This is a genomic window from Streptomyces sp. NPDC005931, assembly GCF_042871235.1.
In the GTDB taxonomy this organism is placed as follows: domain Bacteria; phylum Actinomycetota; class Actinomycetes; order Streptomycetales; family Streptomycetaceae; genus Streptomyces.
This window is the reverse complement of record NZ_JBIAIG010000004.1, coordinates 252525-269582: the sequence shown is the minus strand read 5'-3', so window position 1 is coordinate 269582 and position 17058 is coordinate 252525. Positions and strand designations below refer to the sequence as shown.

Here is a 17058-nt window from a genome sequence, read left to right as displayed (position 1 = left end):
ACGCTTACCCGTTCTGTTCCCCGTGCCGGTCGTTCTGCTCGTTCACATAGACGCGGGGAACGCGCGTTCCGATCCGGGTGACGATTTCGTACGCGATGGTTCCGGCCGCCTGCGCCCAGTCCTCGGCGGTGGGCTCGCCGCGGTCGCCGGGGCCGAAGAGGACCGCCCGGGTGCCCGGGGCGGGCTCGTCGCCTCCGAGGTCGACGACGAACTGGTCCATGGCGATCCGCCCGGCGACCGTGCGCCACTTGCCGTCGACCAGGACGGGCCCGGCGGAGGAGGCGTGACGCGGGACACCGTCGGCGTAACCGAGGGGGACGAGGCCGAGGGTGGTGGCGCCCGGGGTGACGTAGTGGTGGCCGTAGCTCACGCCGTGGCCGCCGGGCACGTGTTTCACCAGGGCGAGGGAGGCGGAGAGGGTCATCACCGGGCGCAGCCCGAAGTCGGCCGGGGTGCCGATCTCGGGGCTGGGTGAGACGCCGTACATCGCGATGCCCGGTCGGACGAGGTCGAAGTGGCTCTCGGGCAGGGTGAGGGTGGCGGGCGAGTTCGCCATGTGCCGCACCTCGGGGCGCACCCCCCGCTGCTCCGCGTACGCCACCATCTCCCGGAAGCGGGTGAGCTGGGCGGCGATGGAGGGGTGTCCGGGCTCGTCGGCGCAGGCGAAGTGGGACCACAGCCCGGTGATGCGCACCAGCCCCTCGGCCTCCGCGCGCAGCGCGCCCGCAACCAGGTCGGCCCAGTCCCCGGGCTGGCAGCCGCCGCGACCGAGCCCGGTGTCGGCCTTGAGCTGGACCCGCGCGGGCCGACCGGCGAGGCGGGCGGCACCGGTGACCTCCTCCAGCGCCCACGTGCCGCTGAGGGACACGTCGAGGTCCGCCTCGATCGCCTCCCGCCAGGGCCCGCCGGGGGTCCACAGCCAGCACATGATCCGCACGTCGGCCGGCACCCCGGCGCCGGGCGCGCGCAGCGCCAGCGCCTCCTGCGGCGTGGCGGTGCCCAGCCAGGTCGCCCCGGCCGCGACAGCCGCCCGCGCGCACGCGATCGCCCCGTGCCCGTACGCGTCGGCCTTGACGACGGCCATGAGGGCCGCCCCGGCCGCCCGGGCGTGCAGGGTCCGTACATTGGCCCGCAACGCGGCCAGATCGATCTCGGCACGGGCCCGCTGGGCAGCGGTCCCGGGGGCAACTGTCTCGTTCATCCCGCCCAGTGTCTCAGAGCGCCCCCGCGGTCCCGTGGGGGCCGGTCGAACTCATCGCGCCACCCAGGCCCAGGACCCTGCTTGCCGTCCCGTCCCCGCGGGGCTCGCCGTCGACCGGGCCCACCCGGGCTCCTCGCGCGATCGGGGCGGCGGGCCCTGCCGGCGGGAGGGCGAGCCACGCCGACGTTCGGGAGGGTGGCACGCAGCAGCGGGGGTGGTGGGCCGCCGCCCCGGGGTGGCGGGCCGCGGGCCGCGGGGCGCGGGCTGCAGCCCCGGGGTGGCGGGCCGCGGGCCGCGGGGCGTGAGACCCGGCCGAGGCGGGGCGAGCCGCAGGCGGAGGTCCCGGCCGCGGGAGCGGCGGACTCCGGGCCCAGGACCCGGCCGCGGCGCGGCGAGCCACAGCGGCGGGCACAGGTCCCAGTTACAGGCGATGGCGGACCACGGACGCAGCACCCGGCCTCAGGCGCGACAGGCCACAGCGGCGGCCACAGGGCCCAGCCACACCCGCGACAGACGACGGACGCAGCACCCAGCCACAGGCGCCGGACCACGGGCCCAGGACCCGGCCGCGGGCCGCAGCGGCGACGGCTGGTTCCGGCCACAGGCGCGACAGGCCACAGCAGCGCGCGCAGGGCCCAGCCTCAGGCGATGGCGGACCACGGACGCAGGACCCAGCCACAGGCGCCAGACCACGGGCACAGGACAGGCGCGGCAGGCCACGGACGCAGCACCCGGCCTCAGGCGCGACAGGCCACAGCGGCGGGCACAGGACCTGGCCGCAGCCGCGACCGTCCACAGGAGGGGCGGGCCACAGGCGAGGCGGGCCACAGGCGAGGCGGTTCGCACCGGCGGGCACAGGCCCCAGCGGGTGGCGCAGGCCCCAGCAGGGCACGCTGGACGCCGGCGGGGGCGCGCCGGCGTCCGACGCCGGCCGGGACCCGCTCCCACGGACGCCCCGGCCGATCCCCGCCGCACGGCCCCCGCTGAGCCCGCCCCTCAGCCACGCACCACGTCCCGCCACGCCCGCGTGATCGCCTCCGCCACGTCCTGCGCCCCCACCGGTGCCCCCGTCGCGGCGAGGCGGCCCGCGAGGCCGTGGAGGTAGGCTGCGGCGCTCGCCGCGTCCACGGGTGGCAGGCCCGCCGCCAGCAGGGAGCCCGCCAGGCCGGACAGGACGTCACCGCTGCCGGCTGTGGCCAGCCAGGACGTGCCCGTCGGGTTCACCCTGACGGGGCCGCCGGCCGCGTCGGCAATCAGGGTCGTGGAGCCCTTGAGCAGCACGGTCGCGCCGTACCGCCCCGCCAGTTCCCGCACAGCCGCCAGCCGGCCGCCCTCGACCTCCTCGCGTTCCACGCCGAGCAACGCGGCGGCCTCCCCGGCGTGCGGGGTCATCAGCGTGGGCGCCCGGCGGGCCCGTACCGCCGCGGCCTCCGCCAGCCGCAGCCCGTCCGCGTCGATCAGCACCGGCACGTCCGCCGCCAGCACCTCGCCCACCGTCGCCGCGTCGTCCCCGGCGCCCGGGCCGACCACCCACGCCTGCACCCGGCCCGCGTGTTTCGGTCCCCGGTCCGACACCAGCGTCTCGGGGAACCGGGCGATCACCGCCTGCCCGGCGGGACCGACGTACCGCACGGCACCCGCACCGCCCCGCAGCGCGCCGGCGACCGCCAGCACCGCGGCCCCGGGATAACGCGCCGAGCCCGCCGCCACGCCGACCACACCGCGCCGGTACTTGTCGCTCTCCGCGCGCGGCACGGGCAGCAGCCGGGCCACGTCCGCGTGCTGGAGCGCCTCCAGTTCCGGTTCGGCCGGGAGCTCCAGCCCGATGCCGACCAGGCGCACGGAGCCGGCGTACTCCCGCGCCGGGTCGATCAGCAGCCCCGGCTTGTGCGCCCCGAACGTCACCGTGAGGTCGGCCCGGAGTGCCGTCCCGTGCACCTCGCCGGTGTCCACGTCGACGCCGCTCGGCAGGTCGACCGCGACCACCGCGGCCCGCGACCGCTCGGCCGCCGCGGCGAGCGGTACCGCCTCCGGACGCAACCCGCCCTTGCCGCCGATCCCGACGACGCCGTCCACGACGAGATCCGCCCGCGCGATCAGTTCCTCGGCCGCCGCACCGGCCGACACTGCGGCACCGGCAGCCGCGTCCGCCGGGTGGGTCAGGCCGGCTCGGTGTGCCCCCTCCCCCCCTTCAGCGCGGTCGTGCCCGTCCATCCCATCGCCACCGCTGCCGCCGTGCGCCGCCCGTACCCGCCCGCCGGCCCGGCGCAGTGCCGCGAGCCCGCCCGGGTGCGCGCGTTCCGGCGTGAGCAGCAGCGCCGTGACACCCGCGCCGCGGCGGGCCAGCCGGGCACCGGCGTACAGGGCGTCACCGCCGTTGTCGCCGCTGCCGACCAGCAGGACGACCCGGCTGCCGTACACCCGCCCCAGCACGTCCGCGCAGGCCGCGGCGAGCCCGGCGGCGGCGCGCTGCATCAGCGCCCCCTCCGGCAGCCGCGCCATCAGTTCCCGTTCCGCCGTCCTGACCGTCTCCACGCTGTACGCAGTCCGCATGCGTCCGAGTGTCCCGCACGAGACGTCCCCGCTCCCGTAGCGCGGGAACCGACGGCGTCCCGAAGTCCGCAGTCCGCCGCAGCCATTGACTCGGTGCCACGCCCTGGCCGCCGCCCGCTCGGAGGTCCCGGACAACCGGGACGTCGCCCTCCAGAGCCTCGGTGACGGACTCCGCGATCCGCGAGAACCCCTGCGGGGAGAACACGACGTTCCGCAACAACCGCCTGGTGAACAGCACCCAGTCGATCTGCCGGCGCTCCACCACGGCCGGCGCCCGCGAACCCTCCTGCGGCGGGCGTCGGCTCGTGGCCGAGCGCCCGGCCGCACGCGGCGTTCGGGGCGAGCCCTGTTCGGGAACGGGCCGCGCTCGGGCCTGGGCCTTCGACCGGGTCAGGACACGGAGAGGCGACGACGCCCTGCCGCCACCGTGAGCGGGGTCAAGTGCGTGCGGCTGCAGGGCGGAGGACGGCGTCGACGCGGAGCCTCGGCGACCGACGACAACGCCGCGGATGCGCGTTCCGGACCCCCGCGCCCGGGGGAGTGATCCACACACCGGACGCTCAGGCGTCCCGCCCACGCGGTGCGGACCCGGACGCCGGCTCGGCGGAGCGAGCGCCCACGGTACGAGCCGGGCGCGGGACGATGCCCTGCCCGAAGCGGGCCGCTCGCCGGCGAGCCGCCCCGTGCCTCCCCGCGGCCTCGGACCGGGCCGCCGATCCCGCCGCTCCCCGGCGCCCCGCCACCGACGCGATCGCCACGAGCCCTGCTCACGGTTTCGGCTCGTGCGCCCGTCGGACGGCTGTGGCGTCCGATCCCCGCGCCTGCCGGATCGCGTGCCGCCGGATCCCGGTACCCACCGGGATCCGCACGCCCGTATATACAACGCCGCGTCACATCCGGCACCGCGTCACAACCGGCACCCCGTCACATCCGCGTCGCATCCAACACCGCGTCGAATCCAACACCGCGTCACGTGGCACGGTCGTCACATCCGGCACCGGGCAACAGCCATCCGCCGAAGCCCGGATCACTCCGTGGCGAGCATGCCCTCGCGCAGTCGCTTCAGGGTGCGGGACAGCAGGCGCGAGACGTGCATCTGGGAGCAGCCGAGCCGGGCACCGATCTCCGCCTGAGTCAGCTCCTCCACGAACCGCCAGTGGATGATCTTGCGCTCGCGATCGTCGAGCTCGGCGATCATCGGGGCGAGGGCGTGGAAGTCCTCGACCAGTTCCAGCGCGGCGTCCTCCGAGCCGATGAAGTCCGCCAGCACGCTCTCACCGTCCGGCTCGCTGCCGATCGCCGCGTCCAGCGAGGCGGAGTTGTAGCCGTTGGCGGCGATCCGGGCCTCGATGACCTCGTCCTCGGTCAGGCTCATCAACTGGGCGAGCTCCTTGACCGTGGGCGTGCGGCCGAGCCGGCTGCGCAGTTCCTCGGTGGCGCGGGCGAGCTGGACCCGGGCCTCCTGGAGCCGGCGCGGGACGTGGACGGACCAGGAGGTGTCCCGGAAGAACCGCTTGATCTCGCCGACGATGTACGGAATGGCGAAGGAGGTGAACTCCACCTCGCGGGACAGCTCGAACCGGTCGATGGCCTTGATCAGCCCGATCGTGCCGACCTGGACGATGTCCTCGCGCTCCTCGGGCCCCCGGCTGCGGAACCGTCCGGCCGCGAAGCGGACGAGGGACATGTTCATCTCGATGAGCGTGTTCCGCGCGTACTGGTACTCGGGCGTGCCCTCCTCCCGTACCGCCAGCTCCTCGAAGAACAGCTTGGACAGCTCGCGGGCGTCCTTCGGCGCGACCTGGCCGGGATCGGCGACCTCCGGCAGCTCGGTCACGGTGTGAGCTCGATCGGTCCGCGCCATCGTCGACGTCACTGTTCGCCCTCCCTGTTCGGTCGGCCCCGCTCCGGGCACCGGCTCCACGCGCTTACCCCGGTCCATCCGAAGTACGCCTGGCCGCCCTCCGGATCACCGGCGCCGGCCGCGCACCAGCCGTACGAGGGTGAAGACCACGGTGAGCACGGCGGCCACCACGAGGAACGCCTCTCCCCATACCGGCAGGTCGACGCCGGCCCCGGGAAAGGCCAGCGGTACCTCACTCATCCGTGCTCACCACCCGTGCCACACCTTCCCGCGTCCGTTCATCCCTCGGCGATCACGACCGCCGACGCCACCCCGGCGTCATGGCTGAGGGACACATGCCACGACCGTACGCCCAGCTCGGCCGCCCGTGCCGCCACCGTGCCCTTGACCCGCAGCCGCGGCTGTCCGCTGTCCTCGACGTACACCTCGGCGTCGGTCCAGTACATCCCGCTCGGCGCGCCGAGCGCCTTGGCCAGCGCCTCCTTGGCGGCGAACCGCGCGGCCAGCGAGGCGACGCCCCGGCGCTCCCCGCTCGGCAGCAGCAGTTCGCTCTCCAGGAAGAGTCGCTGGGCGAGCGCGGGCGTGCGCTCCAGCGACGCCGCGAACCGCTCGATCTCGGCCACGTCGATCCCAACCCCGATGATGCTCATGGCGAGCACTTTATGAGGCGGCACCCCCGCACCGCCGCCCCTCGCCCCGTCCGGGCACCGCCACGCGTGAGGGGCCCCGGCCACCGGCCGGAGCCCCTCACGTGCGTTCCGCTCTCCTACCAGCGGTACCAGCGCCCTCGGCGGCCGCCGGTGCCCGCCGGGCGGACCACGAAGCCCAGCAGCCACAGCACCAGCACGATGACAGCGATCCACCACAGCGCCTTCAGTGCGAAGCCCGCACCGAAAAGGATCAGAGCCAACAGAAGAACCAGAAGAAGGGGAACCATGTGTATCAACCTCCGGCCCTCCGTGTGCCCCCCGGACCCACCGCACAAGCCGGCCGACACGGCGTTAGTTTCCCGGAGTTGGGGGAAAAGACGCAGGTCGTCCCCCGCCCTCCCGGATGCCCCGGACGGCTACTCCACCGTCACCGACTTCGCGAGGTTGCGCGGCTGGTCCACCTCGTTGCCGCGGGCCGTTGCCAGTTCGCAGGCGAAGACCTGGAGGGGGACCGTCGCGACCAGGGGCTGGAGCAGCGTCGGCGTGGCCGGGATGCGGATGAGGTGGTCGGCGTAGGGGACCACCGCCTCGTCGGTCTCGTCGGCGATGACGATCGTCCGCGCGCCCCGGGCGCGGATCTCCTGGATGTTGGAGACGATCTTGTCGTGGAGGACGGACCGCCCGCTCGGCGACGGGACTACCACGACGACCGGCACGTCCTGTTCGATCAGCGCGATCGGCCCGTGCTTGAGCTCGCCCGCCGCGAAGCCCTCGGCGTGCATGTAGGCGAGCTCCTTGAGCTTCAGCGCCCCTTCGAGGGCGACCGGATAGCCCACGTGCCGCCCCAGGAACAGCACCGTGTCCTTGTCGGCGAGGGTACGGGCCAGCTCGCGCACCGGCTCCATCGTCTCCAGGACGCGCTCCACCTCACCGGCGATCGAGGACAGGTCCCGGATCACCGCGCGGATCTCGTCGCCCCACTTGGTGCCGCGCACCTGCCCGAGGTACAGCGCGACCAGGTAGCACGCCACCAGCTGCGTCAGGAACGCCTTCGTCGAGGCGACCGCGACCTCCGGCCCGGCGTGCGTGTACAGCACCGCGTCGGACTCGCGCGGGATCGTCGAGCCGTTGGTGTTGCAGATCGCGAGGACCCTGGCACCCTGCTCGCGCGCGTGCCGCAGCGCCATGAGCGTGTCCATCGTCTCGCCGGACTGGGAGATGGCGATGACGAGCGTCTGCTGGTCGAGGATCGGGTCCCGGTACCGGAACTCGCTCGCGAGCTCCACCTCGCACGGGATCCGCGTCCAGTGCTCGATCGCGTACTTGGCGATCAGCCCGGCGTGGAACGCCGTGCCGCAGGCAACGATGACGACCTTGTCGACCTCGCGCAGCACCGACGTGGGGATGCGCACCTCGTCCAGGGTCAGCGAGCCCGCCCCGTCGATCCGGCCCAGCAGCGTGTCGGCGACCGCCTTCGGCTGCTCGGCGATCTCCTTGAGCATGAAGTAGTCGTAGCCGCCCTTCTCCGCCGCCGACGCGTCCCAGTCGACGTGGTACGAACGCACCTCGGCCGGCGCGCCGTCGAACCCGGTGACCGTCACGCCGTCGCGGCGCAGCTCCACCACCTGGTCCTGGCCCAGCTCGATCGCGGAACGGGTGTGCGCGATGAACGCGGCAACGTCCGAGGCGAGGAACGCCTCGCTCTCCCCGACACCCACGACCAGCGGCGAGTTGCGGCGCGCTCCGACGACCACGTCCGGCTGGTCGGCGTGCACCGCGACCAGCGTGAACGCCCCTTCGAGGCGCCGGCACACCAGCCGCATCGCCTCGGCGAGGTCCGCGCAGGAGGAGAACTCCTCGGCGAGCAGGTGGGCGACGACCTCGGTGTCGGTCTCCGAGAGCAGGTCGTGCCCGCGCTCGGCCAGCTCCGCGCGCAGGGCGGCGAAGTTCTCGATGATGCCGTTGTGGACGACGGCGACCCGGCCCGCGTTGTCGAGGTGCGGGTGGGCGTTGGCGTCGGTGGGACCGCCGTGCGTGGCCCACCGGGTGTGCCCGATGCCGGTGGCGCCGGTCGGCAGCGGCCGGGCGCCCAACTCCTTCTCCAGGTTGACCAGTTTCCCGGCCTTCTTCGCCGTCGCCAGCCCGCCGTCCGCGAGCACGGCGACGCCCGCCGAGTCGTATCCCCGGTATTCCAGCCGCTTCAGCCCGGCCATCACGACTTCGAGCGCCGACTGCGGCCCCACGTATCCCACGATTCCGCACATGAACGGCAGCCTACGGTCCGTCAGAGGCCAGAACAGGTCGCGTCCTGCCCGAAATCGGAAATTCCCACCGGTGCCCGGCACCGGTGGGAACAGGAAGGGAAACGAGGGTCGGACGGGCTCAGCCGAGCTTGGCGACCTGGGCGCCGACGATGTCCGCCGGGACGTCGAAGTCCTCGCCGGTGGCGAACGCGCCGAGGTTCACCACGCTGAACGACACCAGGGTGGCGCCCTTGCGCACGATGACGATCTTGCTCGGCGCCTTCACGCCCTCCTCGGCGGCCACGGTCAGGGTGACGGCCGCGCCCTCGTCCCCGCCCTGCGGCGCGGCCGTCTTCGCGACCTTGACGACCTCGAGCTTCTCGCCGCCCATGGTGGCCGTGAAACCGCCGGCGCACTGGCCTGCCGCGGCGTTCAGGTCCTTCATCGCCTGCTCGGCGCCGCCGCCGTCGTACGAGGCGAGGGTGATCAGCATCTTCTCCAGGTCGAGGGCGGCCAGCAGGGCCTCCTCGGGCTTGGTGTCGGCGGAGGGCTTCTTCGGCTCGCCCGTCCAGGAGCGCTTGACCGTCGCAGCGGGCTCGCCCTGCGCCACACCGGCCTGCGCGCGGGCGAGCGGCAGGCAGGCGGCGTCGTCGGACGTCACCTGGTCCTTGGTGATGTCGTCGGTCGCCGCGATCCTGGTGGCGACCTTGCCGCTCTTGACGTCGGCCTGGGCCAGCGCGGCCTTCTCCAGCTCGGCGGCGGTCAGCGCCTTGGCGGCCGGCGCCGCGGAGGCGCTCGACGAGCCCTTGTCCTTGCCCTTGCCCTCGTCCGCCTTGTCCTTGTCCCCCGACCCACCGCACGCGGTGACGAGCAGGGCGAGCGCGGCGGCGGACGCGGCGAGCGCGGTACGGCGAACGGCGTGGGTTCTCACGTGGGAACTCTTTCTTCGAATCTGCGGAGGACTCCGCAACGCTGTGCGCGCACTGTACGCACAGCACCGCCCCAGTTGATCATCGGTGCGACCACCCGGTACGCGACCGTGACGCCGACGTGATCTTGGAAGCCGGGGCCCCGCGCAAGGGCGTGCGCCGGGCGTGACACAGCACACCCGCCATCGCGTTCAAACTCCGTTAACAATGGACTGTGATCTCTCCGGTCTCCTCGACGCCCCGGAGCGCCCACCGGCAGCGGCCGGAGGCGACTCCCTACGTGGACCTCACCCGTGCCGAGTGGAGCGCGCTGCGGGACAAGACGCCGCTGCCGCTCTCGGCCGCGGAGGTGGAGAAGCTGCGCGGCCTCGGCGACGTCATCGACCTCGACGAGGTACGGGACGTCTACCTCCCGCTGTCCCGGCTGCTCAACCTCTACATCGGCGCCACCGACGGACTGCGCGGGGCGCTGAACACCTTCCTCGGCGAGCAGGGTTCCCAGTCCGGCACCCCGTTCGTCATAGGCGTCGCAGGGTCCGTCGCCGTCGGCAAGTCCACGGTCGCCCGCCTGCTCCGGGCCCTGCTGTCGCGCTGGCCCGAGCACCCGCGCGTGGAACTGGTCACGACGGACGGCTTCCTGCTGCCGACGAAGGAGCTCCAGGCACGCGGACTGATGTCGCGGAAGGGTTTCCCCGAGTCGTACGACCGCCGCGCGCTCACCCGCTTCGTCGCCGACATCAAGGCGGGCAAGGACGAGGTGACCGCCCCCGTCTACTCCCACCTGATCTACGACATCGTGCCCGGCGAGAAGCTGGTCGTGCGCCGCCCTGACATCCTGATCGTCGAGGGGCTCAACGTCCTCCAGCCCGCACTGCCCGGCAAGGACGGCCGCACCCGCGTGGGACTCGCCGACTACTTCGACTTCAGCGTCTACGTGGACGCCCGCACCGAGGACATCGAGCGCTGGTACCTCAACCGCTTCAAGCGGCTGCGCGAGACCGCGTTCCAGAACCCGTCCTCGTACTTCCGCCGGTACACCCAGGTCTCGGAGGAAGAGGCCCTGGACTACGCCCGCACGATGTGGCGGACGATCAACAAGCCCAATCTGGTGGAGAACATCGCCCCCACGCGGGGCCGTGCCACCCTCGTCGTGCGCAAGGGCCCCGACCACAAGGTGCAGCGCCTCAGCCTGCGCAAGCTGTGACCGCTACGCTGCGCCCATGCTGCACCTGCGCCTGATCACGCCGGCCGAGAAGACCGACGAGGCGGTCGGGCTGATCCGGGAGACCGTCGGCACCACGCACCTCGTCGTCCTGCCGGGCGCCGCCCGTGACCCGGCCGGGGACGTCGTGCTGTGCGACGTGGCCCGGGAGGCGGGGGACGACCTGCTCAGCGGGTTGCAGCGGCTGGGGATCGACGCGTCCGGCTCGATCGCCGTGGAGAACATCGACCTGTCGCTGTCGCAGCGGGCCGAACGGGCGGAGGAGGAGGCACCGGGTGAGCCCGCGGACGCGGTGCTGTGGGAGCACCTGACCGACGCGACCCACGAGGAGTCCACCCTGTCGGTCACCTACCTCGCGTTCATCACGCTGGCCACGATGATCGCCGCCTGCGGTGTGGTGCTCGACAACGCGATCCTGATCGTCGGTGCGATGGCGGTGGGCCCGGAGTTCGGGCCGCTGGCCGGCATCTCCACCGCGGTCGTCCAGCGCAAGCCGCGGCTCGCCCTGCGCTCGGTGATCGCCCTGCTGGTGGGCTTCGCGGCGGCGATGTCGGTGACGGTGGGCTTCAGCTTCTTCATGGACGCGGTGGGTCTGTTCAGCCAGGAGCAGCTGAACGCGAAACGCCCGCAGACCGGGTTCGTCTACGCCCCCGACTGGTTCTCCTTCGTGGTGGCGGTCCTGGCGGGCGCCGCCGGCACGCTCTCCCTGACGTCCGCGAAGTCCGGCGCCCTGGTCGGCGTGGCCATCTCGGTGACCACCGTCCCGGCCGCCGCGAACGCCGCCGTCGCCCTGAGCTACGGCGACACGGTCCAGACCTGGGGCTCCACCGAGCAGCTGCTGCTCAACCTGGTGGGCATCATCCTGGCCGGCACGCTCACCCTGCTGACCCAGAAGCACTTCTGGGCCCGGCAGCAGGCCCGCCTGCACCGCACCCCACGGCGGTGACACCCGGCGGAGGCACGAAAGGGTCGTAGGCGAGCCCCCGGCCGACATGGCAACCGGCCCGGCGTCCCGCCCGGTCCGCGGCGCGGTGCCCCGCACCGCACCCAGGGGGCCGACCCGGCCGACGGGGCACCGGCGCAACCGGAGCCGGCCGACGGGGCACCGACGCTTCCGGAGCCGGCCGACGGGCCACCGACGCTTCCGGAGCCGGCCGACGGGGCACGGCCGAGAGGGCGGGCCCCACCCCGGCACGCACCGACACCGTCGGCACCCACCCCGGGCGGCAGCGCCGTACGCCCCTCGCCCGGGCGGGTACCCGCCGGGACACCGGCAGGCAGGCAGCCCGCTCGGCGAGCCCCACGGGCCTCCTGGCCCGCCCCTGCGGAGGGCGAACCCCGCGTCACCGCGGGCCCCGCCCCCTGGTCCCGTCACACCGCCGGTGGCCGTCCGCGCCCTATCCGAGGGCCGACTTCACCGCGTCCGCCAGGCGGCCCGCGACCGAGCGGGCCTGGTCGATGTCGGCGGCCTCGACCATGACGCGGACCAGCGGCTCCGTGCCCGAGGGGCGGAGCAGGACGCGGCCGGTCTCGCCCAGCTCGCGCTCCGCCTCCGTCACCGCCGCCGCCAGCTCGGCCGAGGTCCTCACCCGGGACCTGTCGACGTCCGGCACGTTGATCAGCACCTGCGGCAGCCGCTCCATCACCGACGCCAGGTCCCGCAGCGTGCGGCCCGTCTCGGCGACCCGTGCCGCCAGCAGCAGGCCGGTCAGCGTGCCGTCACCGGTCGTCGCGTGGTCCAGGATGATGACGTGGCCGGACTGCTCGCCGCCGAGGGCGTAGCCCTTGTCCTTCATCTCCTCCAGGACGTACCGGTCGCCCACCGCGGTCTGCACGAGCTGGATGCCCTCGCGTTCCATGGCCAGCTTGAAGCCCAGGTTGGACATCACCGTGGCGACGACGGTGTCCGACCGCAGCGCGGAACGCTCCCGCATGGCCAGCGCCAGCACCGCGAGGATCTGGTCGCCGTCCACCTCCTCGCCGGTGTGGTCCACGGCCAGGCACCGGTCGGCGTCCCCGTCGTGCGCGATGCCGAGGGCCGCCCCGTGCTCGACGACGGCCGCCTTGAGCCGGTCGAGGTGGGTCGATCCGCAGCCGTCGTTGATGTTGAGCCCGTCCGGCTCGGCGCCGATCGTGACGACCTCGGCCCCGGCCCGCGTGAACGCCTCCGGCGAGACCCGCGCGGCAGCGCCGTGCGCCTCGTCGAGGACGATCCGCAGCCCGTCCAGCCGGTTCGGCAGGACACCGACGAGATGGGCGACGTACTTGTCGAGCCCCTCCTCGTAGTCCCGCACCCGCCCGACACCCGCGCCGGTCGGCCGGTCCCAGGGCGCGCCGGTGCGGTGCTCCTCGTACACGGTCTCGATCCGGTCCTCCAGCTCGTCGGCGAGTTTGTGACCGCCGCGCGCGAAGAACTTGATGCCGTTGTCCGGCATGGCGTTGTGGCTCGCGGAGAGCATCACGCCGAGGTCGGCGCCCAGCGCCCCGGTGAGGTACGCCACCGCCGGCGTCGGCAGCACGCCGACCCGGAGCACGTCCACGCCCGCGCTCGCCAGGCCCGCGACGACGGCGGCCTCCAGGAACTCCCCGGACGCGCGCGGATCACGCCCGACCACCGCAGTGGGCCGGTGGCCCTCGAACGTGCCCGCCTCGGCCAGTACGTGCGCGGCGGCGACGGAGAGGCCGAGCGCCATCTCCGCCGTCAGGTCCGCGTTGGCGACACCGCGCACGCCGTCCGTGCCGAAGAGTCGTCCCACTTGTCCTCCTGAAAACGCTTCAGTGTCGAAAGCCGTGCCATGGCGACGCGGGGTCCGTGCCGAGGCGTTGGACCTGCCCGCGCATGCGACGGTTGTGCCGCCGGCGAAGGCGGTGTTGTGTTCCAGGTCGTGATGCGGGACGCGTCTGCGGCTCACGCGTCCCAGGGCACCCACGGCCCGACCATCCGATCACATTAGCCTTTGAGCGCCTTGTCTCGTTATAGGCCCACGGCATGGAATAAACGAACGCCCCGGTGGCACAGTGGCGTGCCGCCGGGGCGTTCGGAGTACGAGCAGAGGCAGCTGCGATTAGCGCTTGCTGTACTGCGGGGCCTTGCGGGCCTTCTTCAGACCGGCCTTCTTCCGCTCGACCGCACGGTCGTCGCGGCGCAGGAAGCCGGCCTTCTTGAGCGGGCCGCGGTTGTTGTCGACGTCGGCCTCGTTCAGCGCGCGGGCGACACCGAGACGGAGCGCACCGGCCTGACCGGAGACACCGCCACCCGCGATGCGGGCGATGACGTCGTAACGGCCCTCGAGCTCGAGCACCTTGAAGGGCTCGTTCACTTCCTGCTGGTGCACCTTGTTCGGGAAGTAGTCCTCGAGGGTGCGACCGTTGATCTTCCACTTGCCGGAGCCCGGGACGATCCGGACGCGGGCGATGGCGTTCTTGCGGCGGCCCAGGCCGGCGGCCGGCTGCGGCTCGCCGAAGCGGGAGGCCATGGACTCCGAGGTGTACTCGCCCTCGACGGGGGCCTCGGACTCGGTGGTGTAGCTGTCGATGTCAAGCTCTTCGAGCGGCTGCTCGGCAGTGGTCTCGGCCACGATTCTCCTCAGATTCTGTTCAGTCTTAGGGGGTGGCCGGACTTACTGCGCGACCTGGGTGATCTCGAACGGCACCGGCTGCTGGGCAGCGTGCGGGTGCTGGTCGCCCGAGTAGACCTTCAGCTTCGAGAGCATCTGACGGCCCAGGGTGTTCTTGGGGAGCATGCCCTTGACGGCCTTCTCGATGGCCTTCTCGGGGTTCTTCGCCAGCAGCTCGTCGTACCGGACGGAGCGCAGACCACCCGGGTAGCCCGAGTGGCGGTACGCCATCTTCTGGGTCCGCTTGTTGCCGGAGAGGTGCACCTTGTCGGCGTTGATGATGATGACGAAGTCACCGGTGTCAACGTGCGGCGCGTAGATGGGCTTGTGCTTGCCGCGCAGGATGGATGCCGCAGTGGAGGCCAGACGGCCCAGGACGACGTCCTGAGCGTCGATGACGTGCCACTGGCGCGTCACATCGCCGGGCTTGGGGCTGTACGTACGCACGGTTCGTAGCCTTCGCTTCTTCAGTGAATGGTCCTGACAAGGTCACCGAAGACGATCACGACAGCCCTGACCGCACTGCGGTGACGCAAACCGCGTGCTGGTCGCTGGTCATCGGCCCGGTGGACCGGTGTAAGGGCCCCTCACGTGAGAATGAGCAAGCCAATACACATAACGAACATGCAGGATACCCACGCTCAGCCGGACGGGTCAAAACGAGCCCGCCGACGGTGGGGCTCCCCCCATTCTACGGCGCTCCCCCGCCATCCGGCGGTCGCCGACCGACTCCGGTGACCCACCACGCCCGGCCCCTCACGCACCGTGACCCGGATGATCGGAGAGGGCGCCGTACGAGGTCAGAGGCCCGGACGAACCCTCCGTGGCCCAATATCCCCTTGCCCCGCGCCCCCTGAGCACCGCTCAGCCGCGCACGAAGCACCCGGAGATGCCGCATTTGTGCCCGGTCCGCGCCGCAACAGCGGGGTGTCCAGGGCAGGTTGGCGCGGACCGGGGCACGGCTCGGCCCGTCTAAGATGCGCCCCATGAGTTATGGGCAGGGGGGACCTCAGTCACAGTGGGATCCCTGGAAACCGCATTCTCAGCAGCCCTGGAACAGCGGGGGCGCAGGCCAGTCACCGGACTGGGCCGCGCTCGCTGAGGCGTCCGAGGCCCGCAACAAGCGGCGCCGGCTGCTGTTCATCGGCGGTGGCGCACTCGCCACCGTCGCGATAGGCACGGCCGTGGCGGTCGCCGTCGTCTCCGCGAACGGCAACGGCCAGGCCTCCGACAACCCGTCCTCCCAGCTGCCCGGGACCGCCGACATCCCGAGCGCGACGGCCACCGTCCCGTCCTTCGCCCCGACGAGCGCCCCGCCCCCGCTGGACCCGAAGGACTTCATCGCCAGCGCCAAGAAGGACAAGGCACCGCTCAGCCCGGACATCCTCTTCCCGGGCACCCAGCTGACCATGGGCGACACGGTGTACAAGAAGGGCCCCACCGCGGACACCCGCGACTGCGCCTCCGCCGCGAAGGCCACACTCCCCAAGGTGCTCACCGCCAACGCCTGCACCCGCCTGATGCGCGTCACCTACACCAAGGACAACGTGGCGGTGACGGTCGGCGTGGCCGTGTTCGGCACCGAGGCGCAGGCGCTCAAGGCGAAGCAGCAGGCCGACGACAAGAGCATCATCAAGTCGCTCGCGGGCGGCGGCGTGGCGTCCTTCTGCGACGGCGCGGTCTGCCGCTCGACGACCAACTCCTACGGCCGCTACGCCTACTTCACCCTCGCCGGCTTCACCAACGGCAAGGACGTGACCACCAAGGACACGGCCGTCTTCGCCGCGGGCGACGACCTCGCGGAGTTCGCGTTCCGCCAGATCCGCCGCAGGGGCGAGGCCCAGGCGTCGGCCGCGGCGAATCAGTAGCGCAGCCCAGGGGCCGGCCGGGCACGCGACCGGCCCCCGCGCCTCAGCAGCAGCCGGCGCCGGGCAGTGTCCGCCGGTTGCGTGCCTCCTTGCTGCGGGCGGCCAGCAGTTCGTCGGCCGGATAGCCGACCTCCTCCAGCGTCAGCCCGTGCGGCCGTACGACGTGCACCGCGGAGTCCCGTACCCCCGCCGCCAGCACCTTCGCGGGCCAGTCCGCAGGACGGTGGCCGTCACCGACGAACAGCAGCGCCCCGATCAGCGAGCGCACCATGTTGTGGCAGAAGGCGTCGGCCCGGACCGTCGCCGTGACGATCCCGTCCTCCCCGCGCACCAGGCTCAGCTCCTGGAGCGTGCGGATCGTCGTCGCGCCCTCCCGCCGCTTGCAGTACGCGGCGAAGTCGTGCTCCCCCAGCAGCCCCCGCGCAGCCTCGTTCATGGCGTCCACGTCGAGCGGCCAGTCGTGCCACAGCACGTGGTTGCGCAGCAGCGGGTCCACCCCGCCGGGGTTGTCGGTGACGCGATAGGCGTAGCGCCGCCAGACGGCGGAGAACCGCGCGTTGAAGCCGGCCGGGGCCTCCCGCAGGGCCCACACCCGGACGTCCTTCGGCAGCCGCCCGGCGAGCCGCTTCAGCAGCTTCGCGCTGTGCTCCGCCCACACCCCGGCGGGCAGATCCACGTGCGCCACCTGCCCGCGCGCGTGCACCCCGGCGTCCGTCCGGCCGGCCACGGTCAGCTCGTACGTCGTCCCCCCGGACCGCGTGACGGTCCGCAGGGCGTCCTCGATCTCCCCCTGCACCGTCCGCCGGCCCCCGGCCTGCTTGGCCCAGCCGTGGAAGTCGGTGCCGTCGTAGGAGAGGTCGAGGCGGATGCGTACGAACCCGGGCTGTACTTCGTCACTCACGTCCAGATCC

The 17058-nt window shown here is 72.9% G+C and carries 16 protein-coding genes; 4 read left to right on the top strand and 12 right to left on the bottom strand.

Annotated elements, in window-relative coordinates:
- Positions 1-4: 4 nt before the first annotated feature.
- Both alr and ACFYOV_RS12355 read right to left on the bottom strand, forming a co-directional pair.
- Positions 5-1201, bottom strand: a complete 1197-nt coding sequence (alr, locus tag ACFYOV_RS12360) for an alanine racemase (protein WP_389086183.1) — start codon at positions 1199-1201, stop codon at positions 5-7.
- A 996-nt stretch (positions 1202-2197) separates the two neighbouring features.
- Entirely contained in the window at positions 2198-3754 is a 1557-nt protein-coding gene (locus tag ACFYOV_RS12355; RefSeq protein ID WP_389086180.1) for an NAD(P)H-hydrate dehydratase, read from the bottom strand.
- Positions 3755-3915: 161 nt separating this feature from the next.
- Between ACFYOV_RS12355 and ACFYOV_RS12350 the strand changes: the two genes are divergently transcribed.
- Positions 3916-4185 (top strand): hypothetical protein, encoded by a 270-nt coding sequence (locus ACFYOV_RS12350; RefSeq protein WP_389087113.1) that lies wholly within the window; start codon positions 3916-3918, stop codon positions 4183-4185.
- A 596-nt stretch (positions 4186-4781) separates the two neighbouring features.
- Here ACFYOV_RS12350 and ACFYOV_RS12345 read toward each other — a convergent pair.
- The 6 genes from ACFYOV_RS12345 to ACFYOV_RS12320 form a co-directional block, all read right to left on the bottom strand.
- A complete protein-coding gene (locus ACFYOV_RS12345; RefSeq protein ID WP_389087065.1) occupies positions 4782-5618 on the bottom strand; it encodes an RNA polymerase sigma factor SigF in 837 nt (278 codons plus the stop codon).
- A 105-nt stretch (positions 5619-5723) separates the two neighbouring features.
- A complete protein-coding gene (locus tag ACFYOV_RS12340) occupies positions 5724-5858 on the bottom strand; it encodes a hypothetical protein (RefSeq protein ID WP_389086178.1) in 135 nt (44 codons plus the stop codon).
- A 38-nt stretch (positions 5859-5896) separates the two neighbouring features.
- Positions 5897-6268, bottom strand: coding sequence for a holo-ACP synthase (locus tag ACFYOV_RS12335; RefSeq protein ID WP_389086176.1), 372 nt, complete (start codon positions 6266-6268; stop codon positions 5897-5899).
- Positions 6269-6384: 116 nt separating this feature from the next.
- Complete coding sequence (locus ACFYOV_RS12330) at positions 6385-6555, bottom strand: hydrophobic protein (RefSeq protein ID WP_201834524.1); 171 nt, start codon at positions 6553-6555, stop codon at positions 6385-6387.
- A 129-nt stretch (positions 6556-6684) separates the two neighbouring features.
- Positions 6685-8532: a glutamine--fructose-6-phosphate transaminase (isomerizing) gene (gene glmS, locus ACFYOV_RS12325; protein WP_389086173.1), complete on the bottom strand. Its 1848-nt coding sequence runs from the start codon at positions 8530-8532 to the stop codon at positions 6685-6687.
- 118 nt (positions 8533-8650) lie between these two features.
- Positions 8651-9442, bottom strand: coding sequence for a hypothetical protein (locus ACFYOV_RS12320; RefSeq protein WP_389086171.1), 792 nt, complete (start codon positions 9440-9442; stop codon positions 8651-8653).
- Positions 9443-9654: 212 nt separating this feature from the next.
- Between ACFYOV_RS12320 and coaA the strand changes: the two genes are divergently transcribed.
- Positions 9655-10644, top strand: a complete 990-nt coding sequence (gene coaA / locus ACFYOV_RS12315; protein WP_389086169.1) for a type I pantothenate kinase — start codon at positions 9655-9657, stop codon at positions 10642-10644.
- Positions 10645-10660: 16 nt separating this feature from the next.
- Positions 10661-11608, top strand: a complete 948-nt coding sequence (locus ACFYOV_RS12310; RefSeq protein WP_389086167.1) for a DUF389 domain-containing protein — start codon at positions 10661-10663, stop codon at positions 11606-11608.
- A gap of 451 nt (positions 11609-12059) precedes the next feature.
- Here ACFYOV_RS12310 and glmM read toward each other — a convergent pair whose 3' ends face one another.
- The 3 genes from glmM to rplM all read right to left on the bottom strand — a co-directional run bounded on the left by glmM (position 12060) and on the right by rplM (position 14726).
- On the bottom strand, positions 12060-13418 hold the full coding sequence (gene glmM, locus ACFYOV_RS12305) for a phosphoglucosamine mutase (RefSeq protein ID WP_389086165.1): 1359 nt from the start codon (positions 13416-13418) through the stop codon (positions 12060-12062).
- Between the two features lie 309 nt (positions 13419-13727).
- Complete coding sequence (gene rpsI, locus ACFYOV_RS12300; protein ID WP_164335014.1) at positions 13728-14240, bottom strand: 30S ribosomal protein S9; 513 nt, start codon at positions 14238-14240, stop codon at positions 13728-13730.
- A 42-nt stretch (positions 14241-14282) separates the two neighbouring features.
- On the bottom strand, positions 14283-14726 hold the full coding sequence (gene rplM, locus ACFYOV_RS12295) for a 50S ribosomal protein L13 (protein ID WP_019526965.1): 444 nt from the start codon (positions 14724-14726) through the stop codon (positions 14283-14285).
- 539 nt (positions 14727-15265) lie between these two features.
- Here rplM and ACFYOV_RS12290 point away from each other — a divergent pair.
- A complete protein-coding gene (locus tag ACFYOV_RS12290) occupies positions 15266-16147 on the top strand; it encodes a hypothetical protein (RefSeq protein ID WP_389086162.1) in 882 nt (293 codons plus the stop codon).
- Between the two features lie 43 nt (positions 16148-16190).
- Here the strand turns inward: ACFYOV_RS12290 and truA are convergent, their stop codons facing one another.
- Positions 16191-17048 carry a tRNA pseudouridine(38-40) synthase TruA gene (gene truA / locus ACFYOV_RS12285; RefSeq protein WP_389086160.1) on the bottom strand — a complete coding sequence of 286 codons (858 nt, stop codon included), beginning with the start codon at positions 17046-17048 and terminating at the stop codon, positions 16191-16193.
- Between the last annotated feature and the right edge of the window lie 10 nt (positions 17049-17058).